This window comes from Streptomyces sp. NPDC002896 (assembly GCF_040295225.1).
Taxonomy (GTDB): domain Bacteria; phylum Actinomycetota; class Actinomycetes; order Streptomycetales; family Streptomycetaceae; genus Streptomyces.
On record NZ_JBEOVA010000045.1, the window covers coordinates 35,037 to 53,993 of the forward strand.

The following is an 18,957-nucleotide window of genomic DNA, read 5'->3' on the forward strand; positions in this document are numbered from 1 at the left end:
AACACCACAAACTGTCTCGTCCCGAGACAAGCCCCTCACGGACAGAACACCCCTCCCGCTTGGACGGGAGACCACACGAACGGAGATGACGATGAAGGCCTTCATGGTCGAGAAGTACGGTGATGCGGCCGGGATGCGCGCCGCCGAGATACCTGACCCTCAGGTGGGCGCCGACGACGTCCTGGTCAAGATCCACGCGGCGGGCGTCAACCCGCTGGACATGAAGATCCGCAACGGTGACCTCAAGGCGATCCTGCCCTACCGTCTCCCGCTCGTCCTGGGCAACGACCTCGCCGGGACCGTCGTCCGGGTCGGATCGTCCGTCGACCGCTTCGCCGTGGGCGACGAGGTCTACGCGCGGCCTGACAAGGACCGCATCGGCACCTTCGCCGTACTCATCGCCGTCCACCAGGACGACCTCGCCCCCAAGCCCGCCACGCTCACCATGACCGAGGCCGCCTCCCTCCCCCTGGTCGCGCTGACCGCCTGGCAGGCCCTGGTCGAGCGGGCCCACGTACAGCCGGGCCAGAAGGTCTTCATCCACGCGGGCGCCGGCGGCCTCGGCTCCATCGCCGTCCAGCTGGCCAAGGCACTGGGCGCGTACGTGGCCACCACCGCGAGCACCGCCAAGGTCGACCTGGTCAAGGAACTCGGCGCAGACGAAGTCATCGACTACCGCACACAGGACTTCACCGAAATCCTCCACGGCTACGACGTCGTCCTGGACTCCCTCGGCGGCGAGGACCTCGCCAAGTCCCTGCGCGTCCTCAAGCCCGGCGGCCAGGCCATCTCCGTCGCGGGCCCGCCCGACCCGGCCACCGCCCGCGAGCTCGGCGCGAACCCGGTCCTGCGCCTGGCCATCACCGCCCTCAGCGCCAAGACCCGGCGCCAGGCCAAGCGCCTCGGCGTCACCTACGCCTTCCTGTTCATGAAGGCCAGCGGCGCCCAACTCCGCGAACTCACCCCCCTCATCGACGCCGGGAAGATCCGCCCCATCGTCGACCGGGTCTTCCCCTTCGACGAGACCCTCCAGGCCATGGAGTACGCCGAGAAGGGCCGCCCGAAAGCCGGCAAGGTCGTCGTCTCCATGACGTGAGCACAGGGCACCGGCCCTGCCGGACGCCGAGAACGCCGCCCGCCACAACGAGAAGATCCCGCCCCACGCTCCTCTCTCCCACACCAGGACCCGATCACGAACGCACCGTCCAGCTCCCCCACGCCCACCCCGTCGTCGTACAAGAACGCGCCGACCCGCGCCGTGTCCGTGCACGGCGTGGACTTCGCCTACCGGCAGCACGGTCCGGACGACGGCGTACCGCTGATCCTGCTCAACCACCTGTCCGCGGTCCTGGACAACTGGGACCCCCGCGTCGTCGACGGACTCGCCGCCCGACGCCGCGTGATCACCTACGACAACCGCGGCGTCGGCGCCTCCGGCGGCTCCACGCCCGACACCATCGAGGCGATGGCCCGCGACACGGTGCTGTTCATCCGGGCTCTCGGGTACGACCGTGTCGACCTGCTCGGCCTGTCGATGGGCGGCTTCGTCGCCCAGGTCGTCGCGGCACAGGAACCGGACCTCGTACGGAAGATGATCCTCGCGGGCACGGGCCCCGCCGGAGGCCCCGGCATCGACAAGGTCACCTCCCTCACCATCAAGGACACCCTCAAGGCCGTCGCGACCCGCAGGGACCCCAAGCAGTTCCTCTTCTTCACCGCCACCGAAAGCGGCCGACGGGCCGCCCACGCCTTCCTGGACCGGCTGAAAGAGCGCACGGACGACCGCGACAAAGCCATCTCGCTCTCATCATTCCGCGCCCAGTTGAAGGCCATCCACCGCTGGGGCGTCCAGGCCCCCGCCGACCTGTCGCGCATCCACCAGCCGACCCTGGTGGCCAACGGCGAGAGCGACCGGATGGTCCCGAGCGTCAACACCCTCGACCTGGCGGCCCGGCTGCCCCAGGGCGAACTCGAACCCCTCTACCCCGACGCCGGGCACGGGGGGATCTTCCAGTACCACGACGCCTTCGTCCCACGGGCACTGGAATTCCTCGAAGCGTAGCCAGGCCGATGAGCGGCTGGCCGAACGCCGCCCCATTCGGCTGTCCGCCTCGCCGTCTTTCATCCCTGAAGGCTGCGCCACAAGGCCGTCGATATCCAGGCGGAGCGACGCAAGTAGATGCTGAGTGCGCGATCGGCACCACGCAGCCTCTCGACGAGCGGCGCCAGACGCTCCCGCGCTTCGTGCGCGTCCGCGGCATTGAGGAGTCGTACGGCGATCTGCATGACTGCACCCGCGGCCAGGGAGCCCGCGGGGGGCGCGGTGTAGGGCTTGGAGGTCGTCCGGGAGTGTTGAACATGGGCCGCGCCTGCGCGTCGCGGGCGGCGTGCTCCACGTCGAGCGCAGTGGCCAGGACCGGCGTTCCGGCGTAGTCGCGAGCCACTGGCCAGGACCGAAAGATCATGGCTACCACGGCTCGCAAGTCCGCGAAGTAGTGCGCGACGGGGACAGGCACCCCGGCGCTCATAGTGGCCTCGGGACCTTCTGCGGTGAGCAAGTCCGCTAAATGCCGCTGGACCTGGAGGAGCACGGCCGTGGTGAGCGTGTCGGGTTGCTCGGGGAGTGCGTCCTGCCGGGTCAGGTCTGCTCCGCAGACACCTGTGGGCTGCTCGGTCGGTGGTGCACACGCCTCCGCTGAGCGGCACTGCCACGGGTTCAGCGCGTCGTCCGTCAGACGCGCGATGGCGCTTGACGTGCCGGCGGACTGCGCGGGCGCTCCGCAGCCAGGGCACTCGTGGGCGAGGAGTCGTCGGTGCCTGACGCAGATGAAGGTCACGGGCAGGCGCCACAGCCGTTGCCAGGGGCCGCCGTGGCAGTCCTGGATGGGGGTGCCGTTCCCGGCGAGGCAGAGCGGACAGTAGCGCGTGGAGCGGGTCATCACCCACGGGTTGTCGTAGATCATCCGGGCTGGGGTGTTGCGTGGCGTGAACGCGGGGTTCAGTGGCCCATACCGCTGCCCGAGCGGAGCGAGGAGCATGTCGGCGACCTCGGCGGGCATCAGGAGGGTGGCGCGGGCAAAGACCGTGAGGTGGGCGTCGTCCAAGTGGTGCTGGAAGCTCAGGGGCAGGCGGGTGGGCAGACCAGGACTGCCGCCGGGTGCCAGACCGGTGCGGAGCAGGATCTCTGCGGGGGTGGTGCCCAGCCGATGGGCCAGGCGCAGCACGAATCCGGTGAGCGTCTCGTCGGGCAGCGGATCGAGGCTGCGGGGCAGGGAGCGCATGGTCAGCCGTTTCGTGGACCGCGGACGTAGATCTCGGGGCTCGGAGTGTCCGCTGCCTCCTTTGCGACTCCGAGCACCTGCTGCAGCGCAAGGGATGTGCCGGGGAGGCGTGCAAGGCGCCGGAAGGTGTCCCGGTTCAATGCGAGGGCGGCGTCGTAGAACGGGCGTAGCACTCGCTCTGTCCAGTTCTTGTCGCGGGCTTCGAGCACGGACACAGCGATGCCCAGTACCGCGCCCATGGTCAGGGCGGACTCCATAGGTGAGAGCAGCGAGTTGATCCCGTACGGGCCTTTCGATCCGCCCCGCCGCGTGCGGCGTCGGCTGTCGCGCATTCGCTGCACCGCTTCCCGTTCGATCGCCTGTGCCAGGGCGGGTGTCGCTGCGAAGCGGCTTGCCTCCGGCCAGGAGGCGAGGATCAACGTGGCCACCACCCGCAGGTCGATGAAGTACTGGGCGACGGGCACGAGTCGGCCACAACTCCCTACGCTCGGCGGCCCGTTGGTGGCCAGCAGTTCGTCGAGGCGTCCTTGGAGGGTCAGCAGCGCCTTGAGCGAGTCGGCGTCCTCCGGGATACGAGCTGGCCCGACGCGGGAGAGGTCGGCCCCGCAGACCGACAGGCGGACCCCGCCCGAGCCCGGAGCGGATGGCGATCGGCACTGGGCCGGGTGGAGCTCTTCCATCCCCGGGCGAGCGATCAGGCCGGCGCGGGCGAACTGACCAAGGGTGCGGCAAACAGGACAGACCCGATGGAGGAGCTGCCGGTGCCGAACGCAGGCGAAGACCACCGGCAGGCGCCATGACCGTCTCCAGGCACCGCCGTTCAGATCCTCTTGCGGGCTTCCGTCGCCCGCGAGGCAGGACGGGCAGTACTGGGAGGTCCGTACGAGGATCCATCGATTGGGGCGGTCCAGCTGCCGGGGACTCGTCCACGGGCGGTATCTCCTGCTCACCAGACCGTATCGATGCCCCATGGGGGCGAGCAGTAACTTGTCGGCCTCCGCCACGGTCAGCTGTGCCGCGCGTGCCGCCCGGACAAGGCGCGGTTTGTCCATGTCCACCAACAGCCAGGGCGAGACAATGCCGGGAGATTCTTCCGGGCCGTCCGTCAGGCCTAACCGGACGGCGGCTTGGTCCGGTGTCGTGCCGTTGTGCCGGGCAAGGCGGAGGAGGAAGCCGATGAGGGTTTCGTCGTCGAGCGGGTCGAGGCCGCGGGGCAGGGGGCGCATGCCGTTCCTCATTCCGCCTCCGCTGCAGGCATCTGCGACACGCCGCGGGCAGCGGCCCTGCGCGGCCGCGGAGCCAGGCCGAAAATGCGTCTCAGGGGCGGGGATGCCCCGAGATCGTTCACGTGCCTGGAGCCGAGCGCGTGGCATCCTTCAACTTCCCGCCGGTAGAGGGCTACGAGCTCGGCGCGCTCCGCTGAGTTGTCCGCCGCCTTGAGGAGGCGTTCCGCGATTCCCAGAATGGCGCCGGTCGCGAGTGCCGTGGCGGGAGGTTCGAGGAAGTAGTCACGGGCCGGAGCCCCCATGACCCGACTGCGAAGGCCCCGGGAGTTACGGTGGCGACGTGTCGCATCGCACTCAATGGCTCTGGCCAGCATCTCCGTTGCCGCCAGGGGGCGCGCCTGAGGCCAGGACCCGTAGATCAACGCGGCGACGGCCCGCAGGTCCATGAAGTACTGAGCCGCGGAGACGAGTTCGCCACAGCTTATGGTCTCGGCCGGCCCATCAGGGGAAAGAAGTGCATCAATGCTCCTCTGGACATTGATGATCTCCTCGTGTGTCGCAAAGTCCTTCGACATGCTGCGGCCACGCGGTTTGCCGGTCATGTAGGCGCCGCACACAGATCTTTCCCTGAAGTCGGCCTGGAAGACGGAGGAAGCGCGACACTGAATGGGGTGCAAGCCTTCATGGGTGGCATGCGCGATGAGCCCCTGCCTGGTGGCGTGGGCGGGGCGCCCGCAGCAGGGGCAGCAGCGTCGGAGCGTGCGGCGATGATCGACGCAGACGAAGACCACCGGCAGGTGCCAATGCCTTTTCCATGAGCCACCGAGTTCGGCGCCCAAGGGGTTGTCCTTCCCGGCCAGACAGCACTCGCAGAACTGGGTGCTGCGCAGGTGGACCCATCGGCGAGGGTTGGTGAGAAGTTGAGGCCCGTACCACGGCGCGTGCTGCTGATTCAGCGGTCCGTAGCGCTCTCCGAGGGGAGCCAGCAAGAGGTTCTCCATCGCGGGGAGCGAGAGGCCTGCCACGTGCGCGGCTTCGGCGAGCTTTCGCGGCGGGAGGGCAAGAAGTGACCCAGTTGGCACATGGATTCCCACCCGGTCCGCGAGGCCCATGCGCACCGCGATGGCCGCGGGTGAACTTCCCGTGTGCTGAGCGAGACGCAGCAGAAGTCCCACCAGCGATTCGTCCTCGAGGGGCACGAGCGTGCGCGGCAGGGGCGACGTTGGGTCATGCCTCGGCCGCCGGAGGAGTGCCGCGGTCGTCCAAGACCTTGTTGCGTCCCTTCCGGGGTTTCGATCTCTTCGTCTCCGGCTTCCGCCCCGGCTCCGACTCCGGGGAGGTGTCGACGTCGGGGATCTCTCCCGCTTCGGCGTCCCGTACGCCGTCCTTGCCCGGGTTTGCCCAGGTTGATGGTGATCTCGTCGAGGAGGTCGATGGTCAGGTCCTCCAGGCCGCTCTCCATGGCCTTGGTCAGTCCGTCCTCGACCAGGCGCCGCAGGAGACCGACGATGCCGTGGGTGCGGCGGTAGAGGTACTCGGGCATCCGGCCTTCGGAGAGCGTGCCGGGGCCGGCGTTGAAGAGTCGGATCTCGTTCTCGATACCGATGAGGTGGTCGATGAAGGCGCCGGTGCGCGCGTCGCTGCTGTAGTCGAAGGCGTCGAGGGTGACGATGTCGAAGCGGCGCTCGGTCTGGGTGGAGGCGTCGGGGTTGTAGCTCTTGCCCTTCTTCAGCGGGGCGTAGACCCACTGGTTGGTGCGGGCGTCGTGCCAGCCCTCCCTGAGCAGGCCGGAGCGGGGGATGTTCACGCCGATGAGGACGAGCGTGACGTCCAGGTCCATCAGGCTGCGGATCAGGTCGAGGGTGTCCTGGTCGTCTTCGCGGTGCATCTTCAGTCGGGTGATGTCGTCGATGATCAGGACTGTGGTGGCATGCGCCTTGATCGATTCGCGGACGTTGCGGATCATGCCGCGCAGGTTTCTGCCGTACGGGGCGCCGTAGTAATCGAGGATCGCCTCAGACAGGCCGATCGGGGTGGCCTTCACCGGGGTCTGGCAGTAGGCGACCGGTGCGATCAGGTCCCGGGTGCCGGGCATCGGGTCGAGGTAGCACTCGGGGTACTGCTCGTACAGGTCGCGCCAGGTGTCCTCGAACTCGGCGGCGGTGCGGCAGGCGGTCTCCGTTTTGCCCTGGTAGCCGCCGCCGTTGATCATCAGCCCGTCCAGGGTGCTCGGGCCGATGCGCATCGCGTTGTTCTGGATCCGTGAGCGCATCAGCGTAGTGACCACCTCGCTCATCGGGGTGTCCAGCATCTGCATGTTCACGTGCGTGGCCGCGCGGTGCAGGTCGTACAGCGACTTCTTACGAGGGCTCATCCGCCGGTACTCGGCCAGGGACATCTTCCTGACCGGCACGAACAGATCCCGTGTCCGGCGGAACTCCTGCCAGCCCTCGTGCCGGGTCCGGTCGGGCCTGGGGCCGAAGCGAAGGAACGGCACGACAGCGTTCGGCGGCTCCGGATGCAGGTCGCTCATCTCACGTCCCCTCTGTCGGCTGCGAGGCCGGATCGCCGGGACCGTCATCGTCGTCGGCGATGACGAAGAGATTGCGGCCCCGGCGGCTCGATCCCAGCGGGGCGGGCGCCGACGGTTGCCGCGAGGACGTGGCTGCCTCCCGCCGCCGGCGCCTGTGGGCGTCCAGGCTCTCGGTGGCCTCCCGGGCCCGCTCCCGCCAGGGCGGCTCCGTATCCGGTGCGCCAACAGCGGCCAAGCGCGTTGGCTCGTCCGGCTTGGTCGGCTGTTTCGGCCGGTCCGCGGCAGCCGCCCTGGCCTGGGTGATCTCCCGCGCGTGCTGCGTCCGCTGGGACTTGGTCAGCTGGGACGGCCACTTCTCGACCGGATCCACGGCCCCCAGCATCTCCAGGAGGATGGGGACAAGGTCGGCGTCGGAGCGCGGCTTGAGACCTGCTTCCCGTACCCGGGTGAGGAGTTCCTCGACCCGGGCATCCCCGAACGCCGGGATCTCGCCCTTTGGGGGCAGGCCCGTCCAGCGCAGTTCGTGCCACTCATGGGTATCGGGATCCTGGAAGTACACCACCCGCCGGTCGCGGGGTTCGCGGTGGATGACCCACTGCTTCTTGTAGCGGCCGCCGCGTGCGGAGTTTCTCTCGGGCGTGTGCAGCAGCTCGGCGTCGTACCAGAGTCCCTTGACCTTGACGCCCCGCCGGTAGATCCGCTTCACATGATGTTCGGGCAGGAAGCGGTAGTACGTCTCCGGGGACGGGATGTCCAGGTCGAAGCCCTCCTGGGCGAAGGAGGCGGCGAACAGGGTGTTGGGGCTTTGGTCACCGCCCGGATCCCAGCAGGGGGCGAACTCGCCGAGTATCCGGTTCTGCCACACCTTCACGACCCAGGTCGCGATGAAGTGTTCCATCTGGGCCATGGTGAGCACCGCGTCGCCCTCCGGGTCGGCGCCACGGTCGGCGACGTCAACTCCCGTGTAGCCGGGCAGCTTCTCGAACACCAGCGAGCGGATACCACCGAAGACGCGCTCCACCGCGGCCTTGTCCTGCGGACGCAGCACCCGCGCCGGCAGGATCCGGCAGCCCATCGCCTCCTGGACATCCACCAAGTGGTGATTGCGGTAGACCGAGCCGTGGTCGGAAGTGACGGTCTCGGGGGTGAAGAACGGCAGGCCGGCCACCTCGTACCCGGCGAACTCCGAGACCATGGCCGCCGGCAGCCCCGGATAAGGCCACTCCATGTCCTCGCCCCACTCCTCCCGCATCGGCAGCGGCAGCATGACGTCGCGCAGCACCATCGCGACGTCCACCGAGGAGTCCGAGACGAGTGTGAGCCGGAACGCGCAGATGGAGTGGGTGTAGACGTCCAGTGCCAAGGTGAGATGGACGGTGACCGGGTCACCGAAGACGTTCTCGCGGACCATCACCGGCAGGATCGTCGTGTCCAGCGCGACGACCTGGCCAGGGCGGGTCACGAGCACATGCCCGTTCTTGGTGGGCAGTTCGGCCGAGGGCTCGTACTTCAGCCGGGTACCGCCCGGCCCGAACCACTCCTTCCACACCCGCAGCAGCGTGTGATAGCTGGGGACCTCGATCTTCTCGCTCTCGTCCCTGGCCTCGTCTTCGTCTCGGTCTTCGCTCTCGAAGGTCTCCCGCACATAGCGCCGGATCATGGCCTCGCGGGTCCGCGCGCTCACCCGGGACCGGTGTCGCTGCGTCTCCGCCCGGACCGCGAAGATCGCCTCGCGAACCTCCTCGCTGACGCTCGGGTGTCCCCCGCTCGCCCGCAGCCACCGGTGATCGGCGCAGCCCACGATCCCGTACTTCCTGCGGCGCTTCTCCCACCGCTCCAGCGTGCGCACCCCGACGGTCGCGACGCCCAGGAGCAGCTTGGCCTCCTCGGGCCGCAGCACCGCCAGCTCAGCGACCTTCGCCGCCCTCCGCTCACCCAGCGTCGTACGGTCCGGGTCGTACTCGGGGCGCGGCTCCCCCGGCTCGGGACGGAACGGGTCACCGCTGCGGAAACCGCAGTTGACCTCCATCAGATGCGCGAAGCGCTGTTCCATCAAGGGCCGCTTCTCCGGCTTCACATCACTCCACGAAGCCGGCTGCCGCCCTCGGTTGGCGCCTTCCGCCGCCGTACGCGGCGACGGCCGACACTGCGGATGATTGACCAGGAAACGGAAGCTCACCCGCTGGCGCTCGCCGTCCCCGCGGACGAGCTGGACCCGCCCCAGATGCGGCTCCTGCCTCTCGACCAGCCACTCCACCTCGTCGAGCACCACGCCCGCGCCAGGCGAGAGATCCAGCGCCACCGCCCCCATCACAAGACGCCTCCTGCACGCACCACCCGCGACCTGTCCGTCAACGGCTGAGCAAGGTCGATCCCGAGCCTGCGGTGCCACAGCAGGTGCAACAACTGCGCCCGCGCCACCGGCCAGTACGTCTGTTCGGCCGTCAACTCCCCGAACATCACGCCTGCTTCGGCCTGGGCAAGCAGATCGGGCTGCACCCCGAGCACGTCTCGCGTCGGACGACGCTTCCCGTAGAACGCACTGAGCGTGGACCGCACATGTGGGCGCCACTCGGCCGCGACCGCGTAGTGCCATCCGCAGACAAGCGCCACTTCCTCGGCGGCCGCGAACGACTCCAGGTCCTCGGGCTCGATCAAGTCCCGGGGCCGCACGTCGATCAGCCAGATCCCCGCCCGCGTGACCGCGAAGAAGTCCGGCGTGTGGTTGCGCCACTTCTCCGCTGTCCGGAACCGGATGCGCAGCGGCTGCGACAGAACCTCGACCAGGCCACCGGCGAAGTCCAGGGCTACCAGCAGCTGATCCTCTTCGAGACTCTCGAACCCGTGCAGCCGCCCCGTGGACACCAGCGACTCCAGACCGGGCCGGTGCCGCTGCTCCCGCCGCCAGGTGAACCCCCGCATCGGCCCGCGGCTCGCCACCGGCACCTGTTCCAGGTGGCGGACCGGGCCCGTGATCTCGTCCCCGGCGTACTTCCACGTCGCCGTCCACCGATCCGGCCACCCATCGGACAGGTCCATGCCTCCCCGTCCCGCGTCCAGCCCGACCGGGACCAGCAGGTCCGTCCACGTACAGCGATGGGACCACAAAGAGTCCCGGGTATCGCTCATGCTCCCAGGGAAGCCGCACGCCTCCCCTGGGAGGGGCGATCTTCGAAGTTGACGACAACTTGCCTGCGAAGAGTGCGGATCACGTCAGGAACGATGCGAATTCGGCGACAGATGTCGCGCTCAGAGCTTCACGAAAGGGCAGGTCGGGACGGAAGGATGACGACACCTATCGTGCTCAGTCTCAAATCTCCACACTCCAACGCGGGACGTTCGTAGGGTCTGAGCCGCGTTTCAGCCGGTCAGCGGATTCCGTCGGTTCCTCAAGTTGGCGTCCGATCCAGCCGCGATCGGCACGGCCGAGATCTCCGGGTTCTTCCACGGGTGGTGTTCCAGCAGGTGCGTCTCCAGCTCCGTTTACCTGTCGGCCCGCGTCTTCAGCAGGAGCTGCCACTCCTCCCCCGCGCCGAACTCGCCCTCATGCCAGAAGGCAGAGATCACCGGACCCACGATCTGGGCCCCAGCCGCCAACCTCCCTTCAACCACCAACCGCGCGAGCTCTACCGCCTTGTTCACGAGTTTCCGTCGCCGTCGATACCTGCGCGACGTCAGCCATGACACGACCCTATCGACAGGCTGTACGCCCGTCTCCGGACCGTTCGGCTCGCACGCCGAACGCCTTCGACTCCCTACGAGCCCGAGCCAGCGCCGCACTGATCAACACTCACATCACCACTCCGGGGTGGACCTGATCGTCACTCCCGAGGTCTCTTCCTGCAGGGGTGTATGGGGCGAAGCTTGCGACGGGCCAGTTGTAGTCGTTCGGTCGTGCTGGTGGGGCGACGACGAGGCCGGGACACCGAATCGCAGATCGTCAGTTTTAGACCGCCAGAGAATGTCGCCCTGGCGCTTCGGCTGGTCTCCTCGCTGGAGGCCAATAGCCGGAAGACGTGCCGCCGAGCCACGACCAGACCCGCACCGGCCGTCTGCGAAACCCGCATACGCTGGGGCGCACGCCCTGGTACCCCGGCCGCCTACAGCAACGCACCCTGAACCTGCACCGGACCACTGACAACACCCTGGAGCCGCCCGTGTCCCATCCCGCCCCGTCCGTCGAGCTCCTGCCCGGCGCGGACGACTCCCCCGTGATCGTGCACGTGCCGCACTCCGCGCGGGAGATTCCGTCCGCTGTGCGTGACGGAATCCTGCTGGACGACGAGGCGCTGGAGCGGGAACTCGATCACATCACCGATGCGCACACCGCCGAACTGGCCGCCGAGGCAGCCCGGTTGTGCCACGTCACACCCTGGCGATTCGTCAACCGGCTGTCGCGGCTGGTCGTCGACCCGGAGAGGTTCCCGGACGAGCGGGAGGAGATGCTTGCCGTCGGGATGGGCGCGGTGTACACCCGGACCACGCACCGGGCACCCCTGCGGCCCGAGGACAACGACCCGGAGCCGCTGATCGAGGGCTACTTCCGGCCGTACGCACGCGCGATGAGGGACGCGGTAGCCGACCGGCTGGCCGTCACCGGGCGGGCCGTCGTCATCGACCTGCACTCGTACCCCACCGACCCGCTGCCCTACGAGCTGCACGACGACGGGCTCCGGCCGCCCATCTGCCTGGGCACCGACGCCTTCCACACCCCGCCCGAACTGCAGGCCGCGGCCCGCAAGGCGTTCGCCGAGTGCGGGGAGACGGGGCTCGACAGCCCGTTCAGCGGCACGTACGTGCCCCTGGAGTTCTACAGGAGCGAGCCGCGGGTCAGCGCCCTGATGGTAGAGATCCGCCGGGACACCTACATGACTGAGCCCGGCGGCCCCGCCGGCTGCGGGCTCCCGCGTCTCGCGGCGGCGCTGGCCGCCCTCGTCGACGCCGTCTCGCACTGACGTCCGACTGCATGCACTCCCGCGCGACAAGCACTGGCCAGTGGAGGGCCGCGGTCCGTTGGAATCCATGTGGCCCCATGGCTCGCAGACGCGTAATACACCCTCCACCACGCGCGAGGGACTGCCTGGAGCGGGGGGCACGCTGCCCCGCTGCCGACACGCTGCGGCAGGCATACAAGAGCGCTCGGGACGACGTCCCATAGCAGGCCCCCGGTGTCGGCGGCCTGGAGCGGTGCCGATGCCGGGACGGACGGCTCCCCTACGCGTGTGGGGCGCCCCCCACACAGGCTCCCGCCGCGCGCTGCAGAAAAGGCCGGGCGCGGCGGGACGCAAGGCCCTCTCCTCGTTTCTCGCCATGCATATGCCAAGCTTGCGCCTCCGTCTCGGGATCGGGGGCCTCAATCCTCGGGGCGGGCAACCCCGGTCGGTCATCTTCTATCGCTGGCCAGGGTTTTTGCGTTGGGTGCGGCTCTTTCGGGAGGAGCCTCTGGCCTGGCCCAAGCGTTCAGCGGTCTGGGTCCTCGGGTCTAGCTTCGCCTCGGTGCCGGCGCCGTTGGTGTCGTCGATGTGTGAGGGCCCGCCGGTGCCGGGTGGGGCCGGCTTGCGGTGCGTGGTCTCGACGGGGCCGAGTTCGGCCACTAGCTCGGCCAGCTGCCCGCAGACCTGTCTGATCTCCTGCTGGGTCCGGTTCCGCTCGGCGATGATCACGGAGAGCAGGAGGGCGGTGAGCGCTGTGGCGAGGTTGAACGCCTGGTAGGTGATCACGTTGAGAACGGCCCCCCGGTGGGCGAACGCGCCGGTTCTGTGGGCCAGCGCGAACATCACCAGCGTCGAGATGACCAGCTGGCACGGCGCGGCACCGGCCAGCTGGAATCGGAAGGCGGCCCAGATCAGGCAGGGGAAGACCATGAAGAGGAAAGCGGAGACATTCACCGAGAGCGAAGCGGCGATCGTGGCCACGGCGAGCGCCCACGCCTCGACCCAGCGCAACGCCGACACGCCGCGGGGCAGCCGGACACGGCGCAGAACGAGAAGCAGCGGTGTGACGACGAGTACGCCCCGCGCGTCGTCGGCCCACCACACCCACCACCTCGGCCAGAAGCTACTCGCCGGCAGCCTGCCGGACAGCACCAGCACGCCGGTGCCGACCACGGCCCCGACCATCATCCCGGCCAGCGCGCCGACGAAGATCAACGCGAGCACGTCCCGCAGCCGCTGTATCTCGATGTGGAATCCCGCGCGGCGCAGGAGGAGGTAGGCGCAGATCGGGGCGAGGGTGGCCCCCGCCGTGATCGCCAGCGCGACGGGGATGGATGGGTCGGCCGTGATGTTGGCGCAGAACGCGCCGATGGCGATGCCCGGGCACATCCGCAGGCCGAAGAGCAACAGGGCGGCCAGGGCGAAGCCGGACGGGGGCAGCAGCGGGCTACTGATCGTGCTGGGGGGCAGTTCCTGAGTCAGGCCAAGCTTGGCGGCGCCGAAGTAGACCGCGGCAAGGATGAGTATCTGAAGGCTGGTGGTGACGTGGCGCGGCAGCCTGCCGTGACGCAGGTTGCGCAGGGTGCCCGCCGTGACAGTCAACGGGGGTCCGCCCCGTCCGCAAGCGAGCCGTTCGCAGGGCCGTCGTAGCAGGCGACGAGGACGGCGGCGTCGTCGCTGTGGCCGGTCAGGTCGGCCACAGCGACCACCTGGGCGGCCAGGTCCTCGACGCTGGCGTCGATACCGCCGGTGACCAGCTGCATCACCGTGTCGAGGCCGCTTTCGAGGGGACAGGACGGGCCTTCGACCACCCCGTCGGTGAGCAGGACGAAGACGCAGGGTTCGGTCAGCCGTCGCCGGTTCACCGGGTACTTCTCGGCGGACTGGATGCCCAGGGGCAGCCCGCCGTCGTTCATGGCGACACCGCATCGGCCGCTGGCGGTGGCCCAGACCATGGGGACGTGCCCGGCGCGGGCGGCGGCCAGCTCGCCAGTGCGCGGGTCGAAGCGGACGAAGGTACAGGTCGCGAAGAGCCCGCAGCCCATGGAAAGCAGCAGCTCGTTGGTGCCTTCCAGCACCTCGCCGGGGTCGGTGGTGGTGTGCGCGATGGCCCGCAGCCCGGTACGGACCTGGCCCATGAACGCCACGGCCTCCACGTCATGCCCCTGTACATCGCCGATGGCCATCGCCACCGAGCCGTCGGTAAGTGCAAAGGCGTCATACCAGTCGCCGCCCACGTCCAAGCCGCCCCGCGCAGGCGCATACCGGGCGGCGATCCGCAGTCCAGGCGGCTGATCGGGCAGCTTGGGCGGCAGCAGATAGCGCTGCAGTGCCGCAGCCAGCTCCACCCTTGCCCGCTGCAGCTTGACCCGCTCCAGAGCCTCACCCGCAAGATGCCCCAGCGTCAGCAGCTCCTCTACCGGGCTGTCGGGGCTGTTGGGGCTGCCGGGAAGGAAGGTGCGGCGTCGGCCCATAGCGACTCCGAAACGATCGGATTTCCCTTCATGTCACCTTATCGCCGGTGAGATCCGTGGCGTGCGTCGTCGCCCTGATCCGAGACCGACGCCTCTACGAAGTCGCCCCCCAGCCCACCGGTTAGGTAGGGCTATATGGGCCCCACCCTGATCCGGCTCGGCCACCTCGGCTGTGTGGAAGCCGCTCGTGTGTTGGCCGCGCACCGCCGCCACCTGGACCTGGCCGCGCAGAGCGGCAAGGCCGCAGCGGCGTGGGAGTGGGCGCGCGGCATCACCCAACACCTCTACGCCCAGGAAGACGTGTGGCCCCATTCGAGGCATGTGCCCTGGGCCGACCGCTTGGGGAGCGACTGGGGTCCGAACCCGGCGTCGATGAGCAGCGCGCGCTCGCCCCGCTCGACCAGGAGGGCGCCGCTGGATCCGGTGAGCTGGCCGGTCTCGTCCAGGTACTCGGGGTGTGCGGCCCACGCCTCGTCGGTGCTCTGCGGGAGCCAGCCGCGTGGCGAGGACTTCACCGCTCCGTTCGGTACGCAGGTCACCTTCGTCTCGCCGAGCTGCAGTGACCGGAGGCCCGAAGGCCGGCGCAGTCGCTCGCTGGGGTGCAATGGTTGCTGTTCATCGTGGATATTCCTCAAGGTCGTGCGCGGTGGGCGGGGAAGGCGTGGCGCCGTCCGGCGACGGTGATGACGAGCGCGACGACCAGCAGCACGAGAGGGCCCCAGGCCAGGGAGGAGGTCCCGAGCCCGCTCAGGAGGAGTCCGCCTACGACACCGCCGCCGGCGATGCCGATGTTCCAGCCGGTCACGATGACGGGCTGGACGGAGTCCGCGGCGTCACCGGCCGCGTTGGAGGCGGCGGTCTGCAGCAGGCTCGCTGCTCCGCCGAAGGCGAGTCCCCACAGCGCGGCGCTGAGGAAGACGGCTGCGGGCAGGGAGGCCAGCAGGCCGAGTGCGAGCACCGCCAGCGCGAAGAGCGCGGTACTGCTGATCATGAGAAGCCGCAGGTGGCGGTCGATGAGGACGCCCGTGATCCAGATGCTGACCAGAGAGGCGACGCCGAAGACGAGCAGCACGGCGCTGACGCTGCCGCCCAGGCCGACAGGGGCGAGGAACGAGGCGATGTAGGTGTAGAGCACGTTGTGCGCCATCACGTACAGGAGGGCGACGACGAGGACCGGGACCACACCGGGGATGGCGAACACCCGCCCTATGGGCGTGCGCTCCCCCTTGGCCTGTCCGGGGAAGTCCGGCACGGCCGCGAGCGCCCAGACGATCACCAGGACGGCGAGCAGCGCCATCACCCCGAACGTGGCACGCCATCCGACCAGGCTGGCCAGGAGCGTTCCGACCGGGGTGCCGATCGCCAGCGCGATCGGGGTGCCCGCCAGCGCGATGGTCAGTGCCTTGCCCTGCTGGTGCGGCGCCGCCATGCGCCGGGCGTATCCGGCGAGGATTCCCCACAGCACGCCCGCGAACAGTCCGGCGACGAACCGGGCCGCGAGGGTGAGGACGAAGCTGCCGGACAGGCCGGTGACGACGCTGGTCACGGCGTAACCCGTCAGCGCAAGGAGCAGGAGCCGCCTGCGCGGCCAGCCCATCGTCGCGCTGATCAGCGGGATGGCGCCGACGATGGATCCGATCGCGAAGATGGTCACTGTCTGGCCCGCGGCCGACTCCGAGATCCCGAGGCCGCCACTGATCGCCGGGAGGATTCCCGCCGGCATCGTCTCCAGCATGATGGTGATGAAGCTGGCGGCCGCGAGGGCGAGCAGGCCGCTGAGCGGAAGGCGACCCGACTGGCTGGTGGGGGCGGGTGCCTGTTGTACTTGCGTCATGACCTTACCGTGCATGGTTGACATTAGTGTGAAGGTCAAATGGGAGCCGGACGAGGTCGGAAAGGGGCACTCACGTGCGCATTGGAGAGCTCGCGAAGCTGACGGACACGCCGGCGCGGTCACTGCGCTACTACGAGGAACAGGGGCTGATCGAGCCTCTGCGGCTGCCCAACGGATACCGCGAATACGACGACTATCTGGTGCGCCGGGTGACCCAGATCCGTGGGCTGATCGACAGCGGCATCCCCACCCGGATCATCAAGCAGATGCTGCCCTGCCTCGGCAGTCCCCGCGCGATCGTCGTCGACGACGCCGACCCGGAACTGATCGAACTCCTCGCCCGCGAGCGCGACCGGATGACGGCCCGCATCGACTGCCTCACCCGGAACCGGGAAGCCATCGATAACTACATCGACGCCGTCAAGCAGGCAACCTCCGGCCGGACGGTCGCTGGCGCTGCGTAGACACGGAGCCTCGCCAAAGACGCTCCTGGTGCAGGCACAGCGCGAGTGGAACCGCACCTATGCGGCGCTTGCCCAGCAGCCGCTCCCTACGGCGGCCCTGCGCCGACGCCGTGCGCACGTTCCTGTCGCGGGAGTACGTCGAGGCCAAGGTGCGCAAGGTGGAAGCCGCCGCCGGTAAGACGCTGGCCGAGCCGACGAAGACCATCGAGCACGTCACCAAGACGCTCAGCATCGGTACCGAGACCAAGGACATGATCCTTGCCCACTTCATCCGGGGCGGTCAGATGACGGCCGGGGGCGTGATGCAGGCCGTCACGTCGACCGCGCAGACCCTCACCGACGCCGACCAGGCCGTCGCCCCTGGAAGCACTCGCGCTCCCCGCGCTCACGGCCGCCGCCGCGCACGGCTAACAGACCCCCGTGCGGGCCGGGAACTTCCCCGAGCCCGGCCCGCACGGCCCCACTGCCCAGAGCGCGGAACGCGCCCGCCCCCGCCCCGGCCGCGTAGCGGCAGCGCGACGTGTCTACGGAGCAGACCGCGCGCCCAGAAGACCCTTGCGGCGCCACAGGACGCGGTACGCCGGCCTCGGTGCGCACCGCCCCGCTCAGTGGCGGTTGTGCGCGCGGAGGTCAGGCGCGCATGTTGGCGCCGCCGTCGATCGCCCATACCTGTCCGTTGAACCATTCGGCGTCGTCGGACAGCAGGAAGGCCACGGCGGCGGCCAGATCGCTCGGGCGGCCCAGGCGGGTGGCGGGAACGAGCTGCAGGAACATCTTCTGCAGGGCGGCGTCGTTCTGCGTCTCCTGGGTCTCGCCCATGACCAGGCCGGCCATCACGCCGTTGCAGCGCACGCCCTGGGGGCCGAAGCGCCGGGCGATGTGACGGGTGAGCGCGTTGACCGCCGACTTCGACGCCCCGTAGGCGGGGCGCTTGCCGTCGGTGGCGCTGATCGCGGCACCGGAGGAGCAGTTGACGATACTGCCGCCGCCGTTGTCCAGCAGGTGCGGCAGGACGGCCCGGGCGGTGCGGACGTAGCCCAGGACGTTGACGTCCAGGGTCCGCTCCCACACGCAGGGAATCGAGCCTCCAACAGACCCGGAGCGCTTCAGAACCAGCGAAGGTTGGTGACCACTAGGTTCGGCCGCATCTCAGCTGCGCCGTTTCAGTGCGTGTGCCGCGCGGGGCAGTTCCTCGCACAGCAATCGGCCGATCAGCGCACCGCCGAAGACGACGACACCCACACCGACCAGCCAGGACTGGATGACCAGAACGGTTCCGACGGGTCCGTAGGTGACGGCGTTGGAGGCGATCAACGGCGAGAAGACGAGCCTGGAGAAGACCCTCAGACCGAGCAGCCCGACCACGATGGTCACGGCGCCGGGCAACAGGGCACGCCAGCGGATCCGCCCTCCGAGCAGCAGGCGCTGGGACCACCAGAGGAACAGCACCGCGCTCAGCGAGGCCGCAGCCCCACCGGCCAGGGGTTCGTGCCGCAGCGTGGTGGTGGCGGAGACGAAGAGGTATCCGGTGAGGACGCCGAGCCACACCACATGCCGCCATCTGGCCCACCAGCGGGCCGACGGCAGGTCCCAGACCTTCTCATAGCCGGTCTGTACAGCCGCCCCGAAGGTCAGTCCGAACACGGCAAGGGCGGCGATACCGAACGCCGTGGTGGTCCGCAGGGCCTGGCCGGGCCGGGTGAACAACTGCTCGACTTGCCGCCTGGAGGTAGTCGACACGCCGAGCCCTTCACCCAGCCACTGTGCGAACCCCCGCCCGTGCTCGGGGTCGGCAGAGGAGACAATGATCAGCAGCGGTACCAGCGTGAGGAGCCCCAGCGCCGCGAAGCCCAGCGAACGCGACAACAGTTCAAGCTCCCTGCTCCGCCGCCATCCGCGCCCGACTGGTGAACGGCTGATGACGCGGTGCAGCCGCCCGAACCGAGATGAACGGTCCGCGGCACCGAGAGGTTCCATCGGCATGCCTGTCGACTACCACGTTCGCAACCCTGGCCGCGTGAGGCGCGACGCAGAGATTCCCCACTCAACCTTCGGTGGCACAGGACTGTGCTGTCCTGTCTCAGTCAACTTGACCCGGCCCTGAAGACTGAACTGAAGGGCCGGGCTTGGAGGTAGCGCCCAGCTGGCTGCTGGGTGGGCTCCTCCGTCCAGACACCCCTATGGGGTGGCAGGGACGCGTGACTCACGCCC

The 18,957-nt window shown here is 69.1% G+C and carries 15 protein-coding genes and 2 pseudogenes; 4 read left to right on the forward strand and 13 right to left on the reverse strand.

Annotation, left to right across the window (positions count from 1 at the left end):
• Nucleotides 1–91: 91 nt before the first annotated feature.
• Together ABT009_RS42280 and ABT009_RS42285 are read left to right on the forward strand one after the other, a co-directional pair.
• Complete coding sequence (locus tag ABT009_RS42280) at nucleotides 92–1,096, forward strand: NADP-dependent oxidoreductase (RefSeq protein WP_351307095.1); 1,005 nt, start codon at nucleotides 92–94, stop codon at nucleotides 1,094–1,096.
• 162 nt (nucleotides 1,097–1,258) lie between these two features.
• The gene (locus ABT009_RS42285) at nucleotides 1,259–2,062 is read left to right on the forward strand and encodes an alpha/beta fold hydrolase (RefSeq protein WP_351307097.1); all 804 of its coding nucleotides are present in this window, start codon (nucleotides 1,259–1,261) and stop codon (nucleotides 2,060–2,062) included.
• Nucleotides 2,063–2,861: 799 nt separating this feature from the next.
• Here ABT009_RS42285 and ABT009_RS42290 read toward each other — a convergent pair.
• The 7 genes and pseudogenes from ABT009_RS42290 to cutA form a co-directional block, all read right to left on the reverse strand.
• A pseudogene (locus tag ABT009_RS42290) lies at nucleotides 2,862–3,281 on the reverse strand (TniQ family protein); the annotation flags it as partial.
• 2 nt (nucleotides 3,282–3,283) lie between these two features.
• The gene (locus ABT009_RS42295; protein ID WP_351307098.1) at nucleotides 3,284–4,507 is read right to left on the reverse strand and encodes a TniQ family protein; all 1,224 of its coding nucleotides are present in this window, start codon (nucleotides 4,505–4,507) and stop codon (nucleotides 3,284–3,286) included.
• 8 nt (nucleotides 4,508–4,515) lie between these two features.
• Entirely contained in the window at nucleotides 4,516–6,255 is a 1,740-nt protein-coding gene (locus tag ABT009_RS42300; RefSeq protein ID WP_351307124.1) for a TniQ family protein, read from the reverse strand.
• Nucleotides 6,256–6,368: 113 nt separating this feature from the next.
• Nucleotides 6,369–7,088, reverse strand: a pseudogene (locus ABT009_RS42305) (hypothetical protein); the annotation flags it as partial.
• The gene (locus ABT009_RS42310) at nucleotides 7,042–9,351 is read right to left on the reverse strand and encodes a transposase (protein ID WP_351307100.1); all 2,310 of its coding nucleotides are present in this window, start codon (nucleotides 9,349–9,351) and stop codon (nucleotides 7,042–7,044) included. The pseudogene ABT009_RS42305 and the gene ABT009_RS42310, both read right to left, overlap by 47 nt.
• The gene (locus ABT009_RS42315) at nucleotides 9,351–10,169 is read right to left on the reverse strand and encodes a TnsA-like heteromeric transposase endonuclease subunit (RefSeq protein ID WP_351307101.1); all 819 of its coding nucleotides are present in this window, start codon (nucleotides 10,167–10,169) and stop codon (nucleotides 9,351–9,353) included. Before ABT009_RS42315 ends, ABT009_RS42310 begins: the two co-directional genes overlap by 1 nt.
• 354 nt (nucleotides 10,170–10,523) lie before the next feature.
• Nucleotides 10,524–10,820: a divalent cation tolerance protein CutA gene (cutA, locus tag ABT009_RS42320; RefSeq protein WP_351307103.1), complete on the reverse strand. Its 297-nt coding sequence runs from the start codon at nucleotides 10,818–10,820 to the stop codon at nucleotides 10,524–10,526.
• Nucleotides 10,821–11,197: 377 nt separating this feature from the next.
• On the opposite strand from cutA, the gene ABT009_RS42325 reads away from it, so the two are divergent.
• Nucleotides 11,198–11,995 carry an N-formylglutamate amidohydrolase gene (locus tag ABT009_RS42325; RefSeq protein WP_351307105.1) on the forward strand — a complete coding sequence of 266 codons (798 nt, stop codon included), beginning with the start codon at nucleotides 11,198–11,200 and terminating at the stop codon, nucleotides 11,993–11,995.
• Between the two features lie 435 nt (nucleotides 11,996–12,430).
• On the opposite strand, the gene ABT009_RS42330 is transcribed toward ABT009_RS42325, so the two are convergent.
• The 4 genes from ABT009_RS42330 to ABT009_RS42345 form a co-directional block, all read right to left on the reverse strand.
• The gene (locus ABT009_RS42330; RefSeq protein WP_351307107.1) at nucleotides 12,431–13,576 is read right to left on the reverse strand and encodes an MASE1 domain-containing protein; all 1,146 of its coding nucleotides are present in this window, start codon (nucleotides 13,574–13,576) and stop codon (nucleotides 12,431–12,433) included.
• Nucleotides 13,573–14,448, reverse strand: a complete 876-nt coding sequence (locus tag ABT009_RS42335; RefSeq protein WP_351307109.1) for a PP2C family protein-serine/threonine phosphatase — start codon at nucleotides 14,446–14,448, stop codon at nucleotides 13,573–13,575. Before ABT009_RS42335 ends, ABT009_RS42330 begins: the two co-directional genes overlap by 4 nt.
• Nucleotides 14,449–14,732: 284 nt before the next feature.
• Entirely contained in the window at nucleotides 14,733–14,963 is a 231-nt protein-coding gene (locus ABT009_RS42340) for a hypothetical protein (protein ID WP_351307111.1), read from the reverse strand.
• A 116-nt stretch (nucleotides 14,964–15,079) separates the two neighbouring features.
• Nucleotides 15,080–16,282 carry an MFS transporter gene (locus ABT009_RS42345; protein ID WP_351307113.1) on the reverse strand — a complete coding sequence of 401 codons (1,203 nt, stop codon included), beginning with the start codon at nucleotides 16,280–16,282 and terminating at the stop codon, nucleotides 15,080–15,082.
• A 74-nt stretch (nucleotides 16,283–16,356) separates the two neighbouring features.
• Here ABT009_RS42345 and ABT009_RS42350 point away from each other — a divergent pair, with 74 nt between their 5' ends.
• On the forward strand, nucleotides 16,357–16,746 hold the full coding sequence (locus ABT009_RS42350) for a MerR family transcriptional regulator (RefSeq protein ID WP_351307115.1): 390 nt from the start codon (nucleotides 16,357–16,359) through the stop codon (nucleotides 16,744–16,746).
• A gap of 630 nt (nucleotides 16,747–17,376) precedes the next feature.
• Here the strand turns inward: ABT009_RS42350 and ABT009_RS42355 are convergent.
• Nucleotides 17,377–17,817 carry an SDR family NAD(P)-dependent oxidoreductase gene (locus ABT009_RS42355; RefSeq protein ID WP_351307117.1) on the reverse strand — a complete coding sequence of 147 codons (441 nt, stop codon included), beginning with the start codon at nucleotides 17,815–17,817 and terminating at the stop codon, nucleotides 17,377–17,379.
• Between the two features lie 78 nt (nucleotides 17,818–17,895).
• Nucleotides 17,896–18,729, reverse strand: coding sequence for a YhjD/YihY/BrkB family envelope integrity protein (locus ABT009_RS42360; protein WP_351307119.1), 834 nt, complete (start codon nucleotides 18,727–18,729; stop codon nucleotides 17,896–17,898).
• Nucleotides 18,730–18,957 lie beyond the last annotated feature (228 nt).

Bases quoted from the DNA above. Each gene is read 5' to 3' on its own strand.
- ABT009_RS42280 (WP_351307095.1), top strand. From the start codon at position 92: ATGAAGGCCTTCATGGTCGAGAAGTACGGTGATGCGGCCGGGATGCGC.
- ABT009_RS42295 (WP_351307098.1), bottom strand. From the start codon at position 4,507: ATGCGCCCCCTGCCCCGCGGCCTCGACCCGCTCGACGACGAAACCCTC.
- ABT009_RS42310 (WP_351307100.1), bottom strand. From the start codon at position 9,351: ATGGGGGCGGTGGCGCTGGATCTCTCGCCTGGCGCGGGCGTGGTGCTC.
- ABT009_RS42315 (WP_351307101.1), bottom strand. From the start codon at position 10,169: ATGAGCGATACCCGGGACTCTTTGTGGTCCCATCGCTGTACGTGGACG.
- ABT009_RS42335 (WP_351307109.1), bottom strand. From the start codon at position 14,448: ATGGGCCGACGCCGCACCTTCCTTCCCGGCAGCCCCAACAGCCCCGAC.
- ABT009_RS42345 (WP_351307113.1), bottom strand. From the start codon at position 16,282: ATGACGCAAGTACAACAGGCACCCGCCCCCACCAGCCAGTCGGGTCGC.
- ABT009_RS42360 (WP_351307119.1), bottom strand. From the start codon at position 18,729: ATGCCGATGGAACCTCTCGGTGCCGCGGACCGTTCATCTCGGTTCGGG.